Annotated in this window: 13 protein-coding genes; 4 read left to right on the top strand and 9 right to left on the bottom strand. The window is 70.7% G+C overall.

Annotated elements, in window-relative coordinates; translation table 11 throughout:
• Positions 1-3081, bottom strand: coding sequence for a nitrate- and nitrite sensing domain-containing protein (locus tag IPK24_21190; GenBank protein ID MBK8078004.1), 3081 nt, complete (start codon positions 3079-3081; stop codon positions 1-3).
• 131 nt (positions 3082-3212) lie between these two features.
• Here IPK24_21190 and IPK24_21185 point away from each other — a divergent pair, with 131 nt between their 5' ends.
• Together IPK24_21185 and IPK24_21180 are read left to right on the top strand one after the other, a co-directional pair.
• Positions 3213-3890 carry an NTP transferase domain-containing protein gene (locus tag IPK24_21185; GenBank protein MBK8078003.1) on the top strand — a complete coding sequence of 226 codons (678 nt, stop codon included), beginning with the start codon at positions 3213-3215 and terminating at the stop codon, positions 3888-3890.
• A gap of 21 nt (positions 3891-3911) precedes the next feature.
• Positions 3912-4889: an NAD(P)H-quinone oxidoreductase gene (locus IPK24_21180; GenBank protein ID MBK8078002.1), complete on the top strand. Its 978-nt coding sequence runs from the start codon at positions 3912-3914 to the stop codon at positions 4887-4889.
• Between the two features lie 29 nt (positions 4890-4918).
• On the opposite strand, the gene IPK24_21175 is transcribed toward IPK24_21180, so the two are convergent.
• The 3 genes from IPK24_21175 to IPK24_21165 form a co-directional block, all read right to left on the bottom strand.
• Entirely contained in the window at positions 4919-6853 is a 1935-nt protein-coding gene (locus tag IPK24_21175; protein MBK8078001.1) for a hypothetical protein, read from the bottom strand.
• Between the two features lie 110 nt (positions 6854-6963).
• Positions 6964-8682 (bottom strand): DUF2029 domain-containing protein, encoded by a 1719-nt coding sequence (locus IPK24_21170; protein ID MBK8078000.1) that lies wholly within the window; start codon positions 8680-8682, stop codon positions 6964-6966.
• Between the two features lie 4 nt (positions 8683-8686).
• Positions 8687-9133: a DUF3052 domain-containing protein gene (locus tag IPK24_21165; GenBank protein ID MBK8077999.1), complete on the bottom strand. Its 447-nt coding sequence runs from the start codon at positions 9131-9133 to the stop codon at positions 8687-8689.
• 265 nt (positions 9134-9398) lie between these two features.
• On the opposite strand from IPK24_21165, the gene IPK24_21160 reads away from it, so the two are divergent.
• Positions 9399-9623 carry a hypothetical protein gene (locus IPK24_21160; protein MBK8077998.1) on the top strand — a complete coding sequence of 75 codons (225 nt, stop codon included), beginning with the start codon at positions 9399-9401 and terminating at the stop codon, positions 9621-9623.
• Here the strand turns inward: IPK24_21160 and ahpF are convergent.
• The 4 genes from ahpF to IPK24_21140 form a co-directional block, all read right to left on the bottom strand.
• Complete coding sequence (ahpF, locus tag IPK24_21155) at positions 9611-11221, bottom strand: alkyl hydroperoxide reductase subunit F (GenBank protein ID MBK8077997.1); 1611 nt, start codon at positions 11219-11221, stop codon at positions 9611-9613. The genes IPK24_21160 and ahpF overlap by 13 nt on opposite strands.
• Positions 11222-11353: 132 nt before the next feature.
• On the bottom strand, positions 11354-11917 hold the full coding sequence (ahpC, locus tag IPK24_21150) for a peroxiredoxin (GenBank protein ID MBK8077996.1): 564 nt from the start codon (positions 11915-11917) through the stop codon (positions 11354-11356).
• Between the two features lie 181 nt (positions 11918-12098).
• The gene (locus IPK24_21145; protein MBK8077995.1) at positions 12099-12449 is read right to left on the bottom strand and encodes a hypothetical protein; all 351 of its coding nucleotides are present in this window, start codon (positions 12447-12449) and stop codon (positions 12099-12101) included.
• A gap of 28 nt (positions 12450-12477) precedes the next feature.
• The gene (locus IPK24_21140) at positions 12478-13737 is read right to left on the bottom strand and encodes a cysteine desulfurase-like protein (protein ID MBK8077994.1); all 1260 of its coding nucleotides are present in this window, start codon (positions 13735-13737) and stop codon (positions 12478-12480) included.
• A gap of 46 nt (positions 13738-13783) precedes the next feature.
• Between IPK24_21140 and IPK24_21135 the strand changes: the two genes are divergently transcribed.
• On the top strand, positions 13784-14380 hold the full coding sequence (locus IPK24_21135; protein MBK8077993.1) for a bacterial proteasome activator family protein: 597 nt from the start codon (positions 13784-13786) through the stop codon (positions 14378-14380).
• On the opposite strand, the gene IPK24_21130 is transcribed toward IPK24_21135, so the two are convergent.
• Positions 14356-15168 (bottom strand): HAD family phosphatase, encoded by an 813-nt coding sequence (locus tag IPK24_21130; GenBank protein MBK8077992.1) that lies wholly within the window; start codon positions 15166-15168, stop codon positions 14356-14358. The genes IPK24_21135 and IPK24_21130 overlap by 25 nt on opposite strands.
• Positions 15169-15274: the final 106 nt, after the last annotated feature.

Genomic DNA, 15274 nt, shown 5'->3' with positions numbered 1-15274 from the left:
TCACATGTGCTCCTGCGGTGTCGGGGCGGGTGCGCCGTAGCCGGTGGTCGGGAGGGGGGAGCCATAACCGAGGGACGCCGCGGATGGCGCCTGCCGCGGGCTGATGCCGCCGAGTCCGCGACCCTCGCTCGCGCCGCGCAGGAAGCCGGACATCGTGCTGCGAACCGCCTCGGCGGTGCGCGGCCGGGAGTCCGGTTCGGGCACGCCGAGTACGTCGGCCTCGGGCAACACCGGGGACGGCGCCACCTCGGCGGCCGGCATGGGCGCGGGGGTCCGCTTGGTGAGGGTGGCGGGCGAACCGCCGCCGACCTCCGGGCGGTACGAGGCCAGCATGCTGAGCTCGGACAACGCCGTCGAGGCCAGTTCCGCACGCTCCGACGGCCCGGACGACGACGCCGGCTCGGTCGGCGGCAACGGGACCGACGGGGCCACGCCCTGGGCGCGACGGGATCCCTGGTCCACCTCGCTGACCGTGGCGATCGGTGGCAGGAGCGGCGCAATCGGCTCGGGGTGCTCGTCCTCGAACCGCTGCGCGCGACCGCGCCGTCCGAACCGGCCGAGCGAGAAGCCGCTCTGCTGACGCTGTGGCAGCACGTCCATCGTGACCGGCATCGTCGAGGCCAGCGGAGCGGGTGGGGAGGGCGCGGGTGGGGAGGGCGCGGCTGGTGAGGGCATCGCGGGCGGCGCTGCCGGCGGGAAGGGGTCACTCGGCGGCAGGACCTCTGCCACCTCGGCCGGCGGAGGCGGCACCACGACGGAGGCCGGCGGCACCTGACCGGAGGTCAGTTCGTAGCCGTACTGCCCCGGCGGAGGCGGCACCTGGAAGCCCTGGTTGGCGGTGCCTTCGGGCAGCTCGGCCCCGTACTGGCTGCCGTACCCGGCGGCGGGCAGGGGCGCGGTGAGCGGCGGCGGCGCCGCAGACGTGGCCGGACGACGCCGAGGCAGCGGCGGGACGGTGTCGGCCGACTCCCCCGGTTCTTCCGGCGCGATCGGCCCCGGCATCACCAGGGGTTCGGGCATCGCCAGGGGTTCGGGCATCGCCAGCGGTTCGGGCATGGTGATCGGTTCGGGCTTGGCGATTGGTTCGGGCACGACCGGTTCGGGCATCACCGGTTCCGGGTCGTCGGCCACTGGCTCCTGGGTGCGCCGCAGGATCACGGGGGGAGGGTTCTCCGCGCCGGCGACGTCGATGTGATCGATGATCCCGGTGGAGGCCGGTGTCGAGCCCTCGACGAACACCACCCCGGGCAGCTCGACCATCGCGACGGTGCCACTGCCGGAGGCATTCTGCAGCCACACCCGTGCACCGAGACGTGCCGCCAGACGCGCGACGACGTACAGGCCGAGCCGCTGCACCCCGGAGGTGTTGACGGGCACCAGCACCGTGGAGTCGACGTCCGCGAGCCGCTGGTTGGCGGCCGCCAGATCCTCTGGTGACAGCCCCAGCCCCTGGTCGATCACGCTGATCTGGACGCCGTGAGGCGAGCCCTGGGTCGAGACCACCACCGGCGTACTCGGCTCGGAGAAGTTGGTGGCGTTCTCGATCAGCTCGGCGATCAGGTGGGCGGCCGGCAGCGTCAGGTGGGCCACCACCAACGGGTTCATCCCCGTCTCGAGCTGCACCCGCTCGTAGTGCTCGACCTCGCTGATCGCGGTGCGGATCACGTCCGTCAACGGCATCGCCGCGCGAGCGCGTCGTCCGGAATCGATCCCGGCCAACACCAGCAGACTCTCGGCGTTGCGGCGCATGCGGGTCGCCAGGTGATCGAGCCGGAAGAGGTTCTGCAGAACGTCCGGGTCCTCTTCGCTGCGCTCGAGCCGGTCGATGAACGACAGCTGGCGGGCAAGCAGCACCTGATTGCGCCGGGCCACGTTGACGAACGTCTCGGCCAGGGAGGAGCGCAACTGCGCCTGCTGGTGGGCGATGTCGAGCACGGTCTCCTGCACCTCGGCGAAGGCCGCCGCCACAGCGCCGACCTCGTCCTCGGACTCCTGCTCGACCGTGGGCAACTCCGCCGAGGCCGCGCCCTTCACCGAGATCGCCTCGACCGCGGCCGGCAGTTCCTCCCGGGTGAGCGTGGTGACCGCTGCCAGCCGGCGCAACGGAGCGGTGATCCGGCGGGACTGCATCAGTGCGAGCAGCACCATCAGGCCCACCAGGGCCACCGCGACGCCGGTCACCAGTGCCGCGCGCTGACCGGCCGACTCGGCCGATGACTGGGCCTCGGTCGACGCGTCGGCCGCCACGCCGTGGGCCAACCGACGCAGGGCCTCGGTCTGATCGTCGGCGACCGCCGTCCAGATCTCGGCGGTGACGGCACTGTCGCCGTCCGCGGCGCTCTGGAGGCGACCGGCCAGTTCGAGGAAGGCCGCCGCCGCCGCGACGGCCTGCTGCTGAACCTGCGGCTCGACCACGCTGCCACTGGACTTGAACGCGGCCAGGGCGCGAGCGTGATCGGCGAGTGCCACGGCCAGGTCGGCGTGCTGTTCGGCGGTGGCCCCACCGGCGCCGATGGCGTCACCACCCACCAGTTGCGCGGTGGCGGCCGCTTCGACTGCGCGATGCAGCAGGGTGACCGTGGCGAACCGGCGAGCGAGCGTGCGGTCGGCCAGCGCCTCGCCGACGGCCCCGGCGAGTTCGACGTCCGCGGCGATGATCTCGGAGTACCCCGACCGCACCCGGTCGGGTCTTCCGCCGCCGTCCACGGCTCGGCGTTGCTCCGCAACCTTGGCGTTGACGCTCTGGACGTGATCGATGACGGCCGCGACCTGAGGCACCGCACCCCCGAGGTCGCCGTCCCGCAGGGCACTGGCCAGGGAGACCAGCTCGCGGTCGGAGGCGGCCCGCAGGGTGGTCAGCTGGGGCGACGTGGGCGGCATGGACGCCAGGCGTTCACGCTGGAGGGCCGTGATGGTGCGGGTGACCTGATCCTGGGTGTCGGCGAAGTCGCCGACCTCGCGCGCGACGCGGACCTGGTGCAGGGAATCGAGCGTCTCGCTGCCCGCGACGACGGCCAACAGGGTGACGGGCAGGGCCAGAACGGCAAGAACCTTCCACCGAATGCCCAGCTGTCGACGCATCGAGGCCCTTTCCCCATCGGCGCAGCGCTTCCCTGGCGCCTTGGTGTTCGTCGGACGCTCGGTGCTCTCGCCACACCTCTGGGGGGCGATGTCACCTGTTCGCCGCACCCGCGGGGCGGCAGACTGCGCGGGTGAGCCCGCCACCGTCGTCCGCCATCGGTCGCAGAGTCGGCCTGATCGTCGTCGCCGGCGGCCGATCGACCCGCTGGGCGGGGGTGGACAAAACGGCCCAACTCCTGCTCGGGCAACCGGTGCTGCTGCACGTGGTGACCGCCGGCCTGGCCGGGATCCAGGCGGCAACCCAGGCCCCGGACGACGCCGCGCCCCCGCCTGTGGTGATCGTGGCCCCGTCAGCGCACCCGGCTCGGGCACAGATCGATCGCACCCACCCCCAGGTGCGGTGGACGGTGGAGGAACCGGCCGGCGGCGGACCGGTCGCCGCCCTGGCCGCCGGGCTCTCGATGCTCGCCGGGTCGAGCGATCTGGTCGTGGTCCTGGCCGGGGACATGCCGTGTGCCCGGACGGCGGTGGTCAGACTGGTCGCCGCCGGTCGAGCCGAGCCGGACGACGCGCACCCGGCGGGGGTGGTCGGGATCGACCCGGACGGCGTGCGCCAGCCTCTGCTCGCCGTCTATCGCAGCGGCCCGCTCGCGGAGGCGCTCGCCGGACTCCCGCCCGCCCATGCCTCGATGCGCTCGCTGCTCGCCGGGCTCGGGCTGTCGACGTTGCCGGTCACCGCGCGAGAGTCGCTCGACCTCGATACGCCCGAGGCGCTGGCTGTGGTCGAGCGGACACTCCTGGATTCGTGAGCAGAGGCTAGATTCCTGAGCATGAGAGCCGTCGTGGTGACCGCCCCGGGTGGGCCCGAGATGATGACCGTGGCCGAGGTCCCCGAGCCGGTGGCCGGGCCGGGTGAGGTGGTGCTCGACGTCGCGGCCACCGCCGTGAACCGGGCCGACATCATGCAACGGATGGGCCACTACCCACCGCCACCCGGGGCGCCGGAGTGGCTGGGCTTGGAGGCCAGCGGCACCGTGACCGCCGTCGGGGACGGCGTCGAGGGTTGGGCGGTGGGTGACGAGGCCTGCGCGCTGTTGGCCGGGGGCGGCTATGCCGAGCGGGTCGCGGTGCCGGCTGGGCAGTTGCTGCCGGTGCCGGCCGGGGTGTCGCTGGTGGACGCTGCCGCGCTGCCCGAGGTCACCTGCACGGTGTGGAGCAATGTCTTCATGCTGGCGCGATTGCGTCCGACCGAGACGCTGCTGGTGCACGGCGGGTCCAGCGGTATCGGCACCATGGCGATCCAACTGGCGCGCCAGATCGGGGCCACCGTGGCGGTGACGGCCGGGTCGGCCGACAAGCTGGCCCGCTGCGCCGAACTGGGCGCCACGGTGCTGGTCAACTACCGCGAGCAGGACTTCGTGGACGTCGTCCGCGAGGCCACCGGAGGGCGCGGAGCAGACGTGGTGCTCGACAACATGGGCGCGAAGTACTTGGGGCGCAACGTGTCCCTGCTCGCCACGAATGGCCGGCTGGTGGTGATCGGGCTGCAGGGCGGGCGCAAGGCCGAGCTCGATCTCGGGTTGTTGCTGTCCAAGCGGGCGGCGGTGTTGGCGACCTCACTGCGGTCGCGTCCGGCGGACGAGAAGGCCTCCATCGTGGCCAGTGTGGTCGAACACGTCTGGCCGCTGCTCACCGATGGTGTGGTGAAACCCGTGATCCACGAACGCTTTCCGCTGGATCAGGCGGCCGACGCCCATCGCTTGGTCGAGTCGTCCGGCCATGTTGGCAAGGTGCTGCTGACGCTCTGACTCGACGGCACTGACTCGAGAACCCTCACTCAGAACGGTGGCGGGGTTCCCTCGGGACGGCGCGGTGGCGGCAGGAGCGGCCAGGCACCGGGCAGGTCGCCCTCGGCCGCCAAGGGTGGTGGGGTGTCGGGTGGTTCGCTGACGTGGTGTCCGGACGGCGTGCGCCAGGTGACCTGCCCCGTGACAGTGTCCAGCGTCGGAGTGAACCCGGCGTGGTGCTTCAACAGGTGGTGGAATCGGCACAGAGGGGCCAGGTTCTTCTCGCTGGTCTGGCCGCCCGCGCTGTGGGCGGTGAGGTGGTCGAGGTCGGCCTCGATGGCGGGACGACCGCAGCCGGGGTGGGAGCACCGCGGCCGGTTGGCCTTGACCAGGGCCTTCATGAACGGGGACGGCGTGTACCCGGGGTCGGTGGCGGCGCGGCCGATCGCGATGAGGGTGCCGTAGGTCGGGGAGTCGGGTCGGTCGTCGAGGACCTGGCATCGCCACAGCGCGCGTCTCCCGTACTTGTCGAGGATCGCGGCGAGGGCATCGGTCGGGATGGGTCCGTGGCCGGCCGCTTCGACCCATCCGGATCCGGTCGGCGGTCGCTGACCGGCCCAGAGGGCGGTGAGGACCTGGAAGGGGATGGTGACGTTCAACGACACCTTGGGTTCAACCCGGATCCCCGGGCAGGCCGGCGCCGGGGCGCTGACGGCGTCGCCGCCGAGCAGGCCACCACGGGTCACGCCGCCGCCGGTCACCTCGTCACTGACCACGTCGTCACCGGTCTCGTCCTCGCCTGTCGCCGGGGCCGTGGTCGCCTCGGTCGGTTCCGGTGCGTGCGGGGTGTCGGTGTGCCGGGTGGTGGTCGCGGCGTCAGGGTCACCGTCGCCGGCGCCGCCGGGTGCGGTGGGCAGCAGCGGGGGCATGGTGTCGGGGTCGGTGACCAGGTCGAACATGACCTGCGCCATCGAGGCCGCCTGACGTTCCCGCTGCCCCACCGACCCACCGTTGCCACTGTCGGGGCAGGTGACGGCCCGGACCCGGTGCAGCAGCGCAGCATGGAGCTCGGCGACGTTGGTGAGCGAGCCCCGGTAAGTGATGGCCGCCCGGCCGTAGCCGTGCTGGGTGACCTTGACGGTGTCGCGTTCGGTGGCGGCATCGTCCAGGATCCGGCGATACGCCACCGCGTCGGCCTGCGCGATCAGCCGCTCGATCCGATTGCGCAACCCCACGGCGCCGAGTTGCTCGGCCACCGGCAGGATCATCTGTTCCACCCAGTCCCGCGCCCGACCCGCCGCCAGGCGTGCGGTCTGGCGGGCCACCTCCCGCGCCCGGGTCGTGGAGATCGTGCCCTCCAGCAGCGCCCGATACAGCCGGCCGTGGTCCTCGGGCCAGGTCGCCAGCATCTCCACCCGCGCCCGCAACCCACTGGGGCTGATCCGCGCCACCGCGGCGACCTCCTCGATCGCCGCCGTCAACGCCCGCTCCTCGGGGTCACGCACCCACTCCGGCAGGTTCACCTCGACATCCAGATCCAGCTCATGCGGGTGCCGCGCCTGATACCGCCACGCCAACTCCCGGGTGAGTTGGGCTTGGGTGAGTTCGATGTGGGTGATCGCCTGCCGGCACGCCACCGCCGCCGAGACCACCTCCGCATCCGACAATCCCGACGGCTGCGACTGCGCAAGAGTGACCGCCGCCACGGTCACCAACGACGGCTCGACGGTGCCCGGGGTCAGGAACGTCCGGCAGATCCGCCCCGCCACCACGTCCCGGTCGTCCTCGTTCTCGGGTCCACCGTCGGTGAACCAGTCCCACACCGCCTCCCGCGCCGACAACCGCTCCTCGCGCCCCGCCAGCTGCTCCCGCTGCACCGAGTTCTCGGCCCGCAATGCCTCGACCTCGACCCGCAGCGCGTCGTTGTCGACGCTGAGCCGAGCCACCTCGGCGTCCGCGTCGTGCAATAGGTCGGCCGTGAACATGCATTCAGTCTACTCGAACATACGTTCTATCTCTAGTAGTCGAGGGCGCCAGTTCCCTTACGCGACAAGGGCTTCGGAACTCATTCGGCGCCCACGCCACTCGGGATCAATCAGTCCTGCCAGAGCGTGCTCGCGACGACAATGAGCCGTGCCGCGATGCTCGGATAGACACCACTCGACTGACGGAGTTTGCCGCCGAAGTCCCCCAGGTACACCCCGCCTGGCCCGAACATGCGTAGCTGGGCATACGTGGTGTCACCAACCCAGAAGCCGAACACCTGCTGTCCCGTCTTCAGCCGGGTCAGCGGGATCTGGGTCGCCCGCACGCCCGGCGCCGGCACATAGTCGAGCCGTGTCACCTCGGCGGCCGCGAATCCCTCGACCTTCTCGGAGCCGTTCACCTGTCCCATGGAGTAATTGATCGGAAGATCCGCCCATAGCGGCGCCTCGAAGCATCCCGACTCACTGGTCGCCACCCCGATTCCCGCCGCACATGCTGGCAATCCTCCGGACGACTCAGCGAGCACCTCGTCGGCGGGTACCGGCTTCCAGCGCGAGTCTGGCCCGCCCGGCACCGGGAGCAGAGCGAACAACGCCAGACTCACCAACGTCACCGGCACCCACGACAACCGGGGGTGACGCAGACCTTGCACTCGGTCGGCAGCGCTTGTCCGAGCGCCCCGAACCAGCTCACCGAACCCCGCCACGCAGAGCACCACCACCGCCAACCCCCGCGCATTGCCCACCAGGAACAGCGCATGGTCACCCACCGGCAGCCGGGCCACCACGTCGACCAGCCCCACACTCATCACGGCCAGCAGCATCACCCCGGCCACTCGGCGCATCGGCTCGGTGCCGCCGATCAGCAGCATGGCCGCCAACACGGTCCAGAACTGGTGATGAGTCCACGACACCGGCGAGGCAGCCACGGTGGCACAGCCGACCAAGACCGCTGCGTGCGTGCGCAATCCCGCCCGATCAAACGCCCGCGCCCGCCACAGCGCTGCGCCGCACAGCACCACCAGAACCAGTCCCCACACCACCGGACGCACCTGCCCCGGCACACCGGAACGCAACAGCATGCCGTTGACCGACTGGTTGCCCAGCGCGGCCAACTCCCCGATGCGCGAGGTGGTCAGCATCGCCGACGTCCAGTAGGTCCAGCTGGCCTGCGGCAGCACCAACCCGGCCAGAACCGTTGCCCCCGTGAAGGTTCCGGCCGCCACGGCGGCCTCGCGACGACGTCCGGCCATCCAGTGGGACGCCACGAACAACAATGGCGTGAGCTTGATCGCAGCGGCCAACCCGATCAGGACCCCCCGGTAGGGCGCCGGCAGCACGCCCAGGGCATCGGCCAACACCGCAACCACCAGGAAGACGCTCACCTGTCCGAAGCGCACGTTGCTCTGCCCCGGGGCGCTGAGCAACAGGGCGACGGCACCTGCCCAGGTCAGCGCCGTCCGCGAGGTCACGGCCGCCGACACCGACAACGACGCGCCGTCCGGCCAATGACTCACCACCAGCCGGGCGAGCACCACCATGGCCAGCAGTGTCGCCGCTGTCCAGGCCACGCCGACCACGCCATCGGGCAGCCACCCGAGGGGATAGAACGTCAACAGCGCGAACGGCGGATACGTGAACGGATCACCGTTGGCGGCATGAAAGTCATACGGCGGCATCCCCACCTGCAACTGCCGGACGGCGCCCAGGTAGACCCCCAGGTCGGCGAGGCGGTCGGTGGGCGGCCGGCGCACGATCAACAGCGCCGACCCGGCGGCCAGCACTCCGAAGGCCAACCGCCACCACCGCACCAACCTCGCGCTCAGCATCCCTTCAGCCCCGCCGGCGCAAGAACTTCAGGCCCGACCAGATCTCGCTGACGGCGGCCACCTTCACATCGACCCATCCGGTGGGCAGGACGTGCCGGCGCAGGCCGTCCTCGGTGAGGTCTCGAAACAACGGTGAGGACTTCTTCGGCCACGACAACCACAGCGCGGCGCCGTCGTCCAGGCAGTCGAGCGCCGCAGGCAGGCGCCGCACCAGATGAGCCTCGTCGAGGGCGAAGAGATGAACCAGATCGTGCAGGCCCTGCGGGACAGCGCGGCCCGAGACCGCGGTGTAGGAGGCCAGCGGCCACACGTCGGCCAGCAGCTCGGGGTACTCCTGTGGCGCATCGATGCTCAGCACTCGCCAGTCCGGCCGTTGGGTCAGGCCGAGCTTGTGGGCCAGCGTCTTCGCCCCATAGCCGTGCGTCGGTGCACCCGCACTGTTCACCATCACGGTGATCAGTATCGAGCCAGTCGGCCAAGGGGCGGCCAAACCGCGTCCTGATCCACGCGGCGGGCCACTCCTTGGCCGCCCCCGGTACCGACAGAGACGCATCGGACGGCTCGAAGGTTGCCTTCGATCTGCCCAGAGAAGGTCACGATGAGATAACGGACCTCACATCCCCCCGACCAGCCCGCAGTGAGTGATCATCGGGTGCAGACTCGACCCAGCGGACGAACAGGCCGCGCCACGCAGGAACCACGAAGGGGTGGACACCATGGCGGTATCGATCAATCTGGACAAGGCACTCGACAAGGCCTGGGAGGGCAAGTCCCTCGACGAGATCCTGGCTGCGCCGGTCTCGGCCCTCGCCGGGGTGACCGACGCGGACGCCGAGCACCTGAAGGCCGCATTCGGCATCACGACCGTGCGTGACCTCGGATCGAACAAGTACTTCGCCGTCGCCGGCGTGCTGGTGGCCCTCAGCGGTCACACCGGCTGACCGACGGCCTCGCTCTCGGCCCCGGCCTGGGGTAGCCCGGTCCGGATCAAGTGGTTGAAGGCGCTGAGCGAAGCGGTGGCCCCGGCCCCCAGAGCGATCACGATCTGCTTGTACGGCACCGTCGTGCAGTCACCGGCGGCGAACACCCCGGGCACCGAGGTGTGGCCGGCAGCATCGATCTCGATCTCGCCCCGCGGGGTCCGGGCCACCGTCTCGCCCAACCACTCGGTGTTGGGCAGCAGACCGATCTGCACGAACACCGCGTTGAGGTCGACCTTCTTCACCGACCCATCGGTACGGTCCTCGTACGTCAACGCGGTGACCTTGCCGCCGTCGCCGATCACCTCGGTGGTACGGGCGCTGACCACCACGTCCACATTGGACAGGCTGCGCAACGATCGCTGCAGCACCTCGTCAGCGCGCAGTTGAGGGTCGAACTCGAGCAGGGTCACGTGGGACACCACGCCGGCCAGATCGATCGCGGCCTCGACGCCCGAGTTGCCGCCGCCGATCACGGCAACCGGCTTGCCCTTGAACAGCGGCCCGTCACAGTGCGGGCAGAACGTGACGCCCTTGTTGCGGTAGTCCGTCTCGCCGTCCACACCCATGGTGCGCCAGCGGGCCCCGGTGGCCAGCACCACGGTGCGCGCCCGCAGCCGGGCGCCACTGTCGAGCACCACCTCGTGCAGCCCGCCCTCGGCGTCGGCCGGCACCAGCGCCTCGGCCCGCTGCATACGGATCAGCTCGACGTCGTAGGCACTGACATGTGCCTCCAGCGCCGCGGCCAGCTTCGGCCCCTCGGTGTGCTCGACCGAGATGAAGTTCTCGATCGACATCGTGTCGAGCACCTGACCACCGAACCGCTCGGCCACCACGCCGGTGCGGATCCCCTTGCGGGCAGCGTAGATCGCGGCCGCGGCACCCGCCGGACCCCCACCGACCACCAGGACGTCGAACGGCGCCATCCCGTTCAATCGCTCGGCCTCGCGCGCGATCGCCCCGGAGTCGAGCTTGGCGACGATCTCGTCGAGCGTCATGCGGCCCTGACCGAACAACTGCCCGTTGTGGAACACGGTCGGCACCGCGAGGATCTGCCGGGCGTCGATCTCGTCCTGGTACAGCGCCCCGTCGATCGCGACGTGGCTGACGCCGGGGTTGAGCACCGCCATCAGGTTCAGCGCCTGCACCACGTCCGGGCAGTTCTGGCACGACAACGAGAAGTAGGTCTCGAAGTGGTGCTCCCCGGGTAGCGCGCGCACCTGGTCGAGCAACTCCTGGGCCAGCGTCGAGGGGTGACCGCCCACCTGCAGCAGGGCCAGCACCAACGAGGTGAACTCGTGACCCAGCGGGATCCCGGCGAAGCGCAGCGAGATCGGTGCGGCGTCGCCGTCCGCGGGCCGGATCACGAACGACGGACGTCGCGGGTCGTCGTCCGAGCGCATCACGGTGATCTTGTCGCTCAGGGCCGCGATCTCGTCCAGCAGCCCGGCGAGCTCGCGCGACTTCGGACCGTCGTCCAGCGACGATTGGAGCACGATCGGGCGAGTGATCTTGGTCAGGTAGGCCGAGAGCTGGGTGGTGAGTGCGGCGTCGAGCATGGGGTGTCTCCGTGAGGTCGAACGCGGGTCGAGCGCGGGTCGAACAGTGGCGATCACCGAAAGATCGCAGCCCACTCCGGCAACCCCGGTGTGAACTGCGATCTGTCGGTGATCACGCGTGGAGCGTGGTGGTCAGATCTTGCCGACCAGGTCCAGCGACGGCGCCAGGGTCTGCTCGCCCTCTTCCCACTTGGCGGGGCAGACCTCGCCCGGGTGGGCGGCGACGTACTGTGCGGCCTTGACCTTGCGCAGCAGCTCGGCCGCGTTGCGCCCGACACCACCGGCATTGACCTCGATGATCTGGATGATGCCCTCGGGGTCGATCACGAAGGTGCCCCGGTCGGCCAGGCCGGCCTCTTCGATCAGCACGTCGAAGTTGCGCGAGATGGCGGCGGTGGGGTCACCGACCATCACGTACTGGATCTTCTTGATCGTCTCGGACGAGTCGTGCCAGGCCTTGTGGGTGAAGTGGGTGTCGGTCGACACCGCGTAGATCTCGACACCGAGCTGGGTGAACTCGGCATAGTTGTCGGCCAGGTCGCCGAGCTCGGTGGGGCAGACGAAAGTGAAGTCGGCCGGGTAGAAGAACACCACGGACCACTTGCCCTTCAGGTCGGCATCGCTGACCTCGACGAACGCGCCGTTCTGGAAGGCGGTGGCGGAGAAGGGCTTCACCTGGGTACCGATGAGGGACATGTCTGGCAGACACCTCGCTGTGAGAGACGAATATGACGAGCGGTCGAACGGAGCTGCTGACGCAGTCCTGCTGATCGCAACTTACGGTACGAGAACGCGCGTACCCCCCGACGTTCTGCCCGCCGGAATGGTGATTCCGACAACAGTGGCTTTCGCGGCTTTTACACCGAGGCATCGAGAATCAGGTGTGAACTCCACCCACCACGTGCAGGATCGCGCGGGCCACCTCGATGGTCACGAAGCCGCCCTTGCCAGGGTCGTCGTCGGGCGTGACCTGCGTCGCCTCACCGTCCACCAGCAACGCGAAGCGTTCGCCCGGCGGTGCCGGCCACAACAGGCTGACCAGTCGCCGCTCGCCGGCGTTGGCGAGGGAACGCCGTCCGGCCCGAGCCGTCGCCGTGGTGCCCTGCCAGCTCAGCGAGGTCGCGGCGGCCCGCGGGCGGCCGTCGGCGTCGGTACTCAGCAGCATGGGGATAGTGCCGAATCCTCCGGCCACCTCCAGCAACTTCGGCAGTTCGACCTCGATGCTCACGCCTGCCCCTTTCTCGGCCCGACCCGGCTCAACCCAGCCCGTCCAGGACGACGAGCAGCCGGTCGACGTCCTCGACCGAGGTGTAGCACGACATGCCCGCGCGCACCGCGGAGCCCGAGTCACGGATGCCCAGGAAGCCGGCCAGTTCCCAGGCGTAATTGTGCCCGGACCACACATTGACCTGGGCTGCGGCGCAGGCCTGCGCGACCTCGTCCGGTGTCATCCCCCGCACCCGGAACCAGACCGTCGGGGTCAGCCGAGTGGGCGCGCCGATCCGTTCCACGTGAACCATCGATGCGATGCCGTCGAGCAGCCGCTGCAACAGCGCGCTCTCGTGGGCCTCGATCGCCGCCATCGACACCAGGATCCGATCGCGGCGTCCGGCACCGGCCGTCGGCGACGGCACCAGCTGGGCGAGGTGATCGACCGCCGCCGCCAGTCCCGCGTGCTGGGCGAAGGGCGCGGTGCCCCGCTCGAACCGGTCGGGCGCCACGTCGACCACCGAGTCGAGCTTGTCCGGGTGCAGGTCGGCCAGCAGCGCAGGGTCCCCGGCCACCGCGGCCAGGTGCGGGCCGGACCACTTGTACGCGCTGGTGGCGTACAGGTCGGCGCCGAGCGCGGCCAGGTCGACCGGCCCGTGGGGCGTGGCGTGCACACCGTCGGTGTAGACCAGAGCCCCCACCGCGTGCGCCGCGGTCGCGATCGCCGGGATGTCCGGACGAGTGCCCACCACGTTGGACGCCGCGGTGACCGCCACCAACCGGGTGCGCGATCCGATCAGGTCGGTGACCGCCTCGGTGGGCAGGTCGAGCGTCGGCCGCACCGGATCGGCCCAGCGCACCCGCACCCCGGTGCGGGCCGCGGCCAGCACCCACGGCCGCACGTTCGCGTCGTGGTCGAGCCGGGTCAGCACGATCTCGTCGCCCGGGCGCCAGGTCTTGGCCAGTGCCTCGGCGAACCGGAAGGTCAGCGCCGTCGTGCTCGGCCCGAGCGCCACCCCGGACGGCCCCGGCGCACCGATCAGATCGACGATCGCCTCGCGAGCCGCCCGGGTGTGGGCGTCCGACCGCCCGGACGCCGCGAAGAAGCCGCCGTGGTTGCCGATCCCGCGACGGTAGGCCTGCGACTCGGCCGCGATGACGGCCTCGGGTACCTGGGTTCCGGCAGCGCCGTCCAGGTAGGCCCAGCCGTCGGCCAACGCCGGGTAGGCGGCACGCACCGCGGTGATGTCGAGCGGGTCGAGGCGCGGGTCGGACGACGGGGCGGCGGACTCGGCGGCGGCGGTCATGACAGCGCAGCCTACGAGTTCGCCACCCCTGGGGCAGGATGTGGCCATGAGCGAGACCAACGAGCAACCGGGCGAGACCCCGGACCGCCCGGCCGGCGGTCAGCGGATCGTCGTGGTCACCCCCGAGGGCATGGCCGTCACCGGTGAGACCGAACCGGGCGAGCGCGGCCCGGCCGAGCTGATCGAGGAACCGGCCAAGGTGATGCGGATCGGCAACATGATCAAGCAGTTGCTGGAGGAGGTCCGCAGCGCCCCGCTGGACGAGGCCGGTCGCACCCGGCTGGCCGAGATCCACGAACGGTCGCTGAAGGAGCTCGAACAGGGTCTGGCCCCCGAGCTGGTCGACGAGCTGCGCCGGATCACGTTGCCGTTCCAGGAGGACACCGTTCCCTCGGACGCCGAGTTGCGCATCGCGCAGGCCCAGTTGGTCGGCTGGCTGGAGGGCCTGTTCCACGGCATCCAGACCGCGCTCTTCGCCCAGCAGATGGCCGCCCGCGCCCAGTTGGAACAGATGCGTCGCGCGTTGCCGGGCGGGATGGCGCCGGGCATGGCCGGCATGGCTCCTGGTGGCCCGGGTGGGATGTCACCCGGGTCCGGGCCGTCCGGCGATGAGTCCGGTCACTCGACCGGGCAGTACCTCTGACCCAGCAGCTGCTCGATCACGGCTGCCACGCCGTCCAGGTCGCACGCGGGGGCGATCGCATCCGCTGCGGCAATCGCCTCCGGGTGGCCATCGGCCATCGCGTAGCCCCGACCCGCCCAGTGCAGCATGGGGACGTCGTTCGGCATGTCACCGAACGCCACCACCTCGGACGGCGCGATGCCGCGTTGACCGGCGATGTCGGCCAGCGTCGCGGCCTTGCTGACGCCGAGGGCGCTCAGTTCCAGCAGGCTGTCGGCGCTGTTGGAGTGCACCGGCTCGGCCAGGCCTGCCAGCACGGGACGCGCCCGGGCGAGCATCTCGTCGGCCTTCATCACGCTGCTGCGGCAGAGCACCTTCAGCACCTGCCGACCATCGGCCAGCAGTTCCTCGACGGTGCCGACAGGCATCTGCCAGGCAGCCTCGAGGTGGGGCAGGTAGTCGGCCTCGCGGCACGGCCCGGTCACCGTCTCATAGGCGAAGGCCACCTCGGCCATGACGCCCCGCAGGGCGCTCACGCTGGCCGTCACCGCCTCGGCGGTCAACGCTCGCACCTCGATCACCGACTCGTTGCCCAGGTCGTAGACCACGGCGCCGTTGCCGCAGATGGCCACCCCGCTGTGTCCGGTGGCCTCGACGATGGGTGCCATCCACCGCATCGGCCGGCCGGTCACGAAGAGCACGTCCACCCCGGCGCGCTCACAGGCTCGAAAGGCCTCGAGGGTTCGATCCGAGATGGTGTGGTCGGAGCGGACGACGGTGCCGTCCAGGTCGCAGGCCACCAGTCGCATGGCACCATCCTGGCCCACATCGCCTCCGCCTCCGTCCGAGTCCCACTCGATGGCAGCGGGCTTTGTCATTGTGTTGTCGCTCCACCCATCGGACACCTACCGTGCA

The sequence above is a fragment of the Kineosporiaceae bacterium genome (assembly GCA_016713225.1).
Lineage (GTDB): Bacteria > Actinomycetota > Actinomycetes > Actinomycetales > Kineosporiaceae > JADJPO01.
The sequence above is the reverse complement of the archived record's forward strand: the minus strand, read 5'-3'. Positions and strand labels throughout refer to the sequence as shown.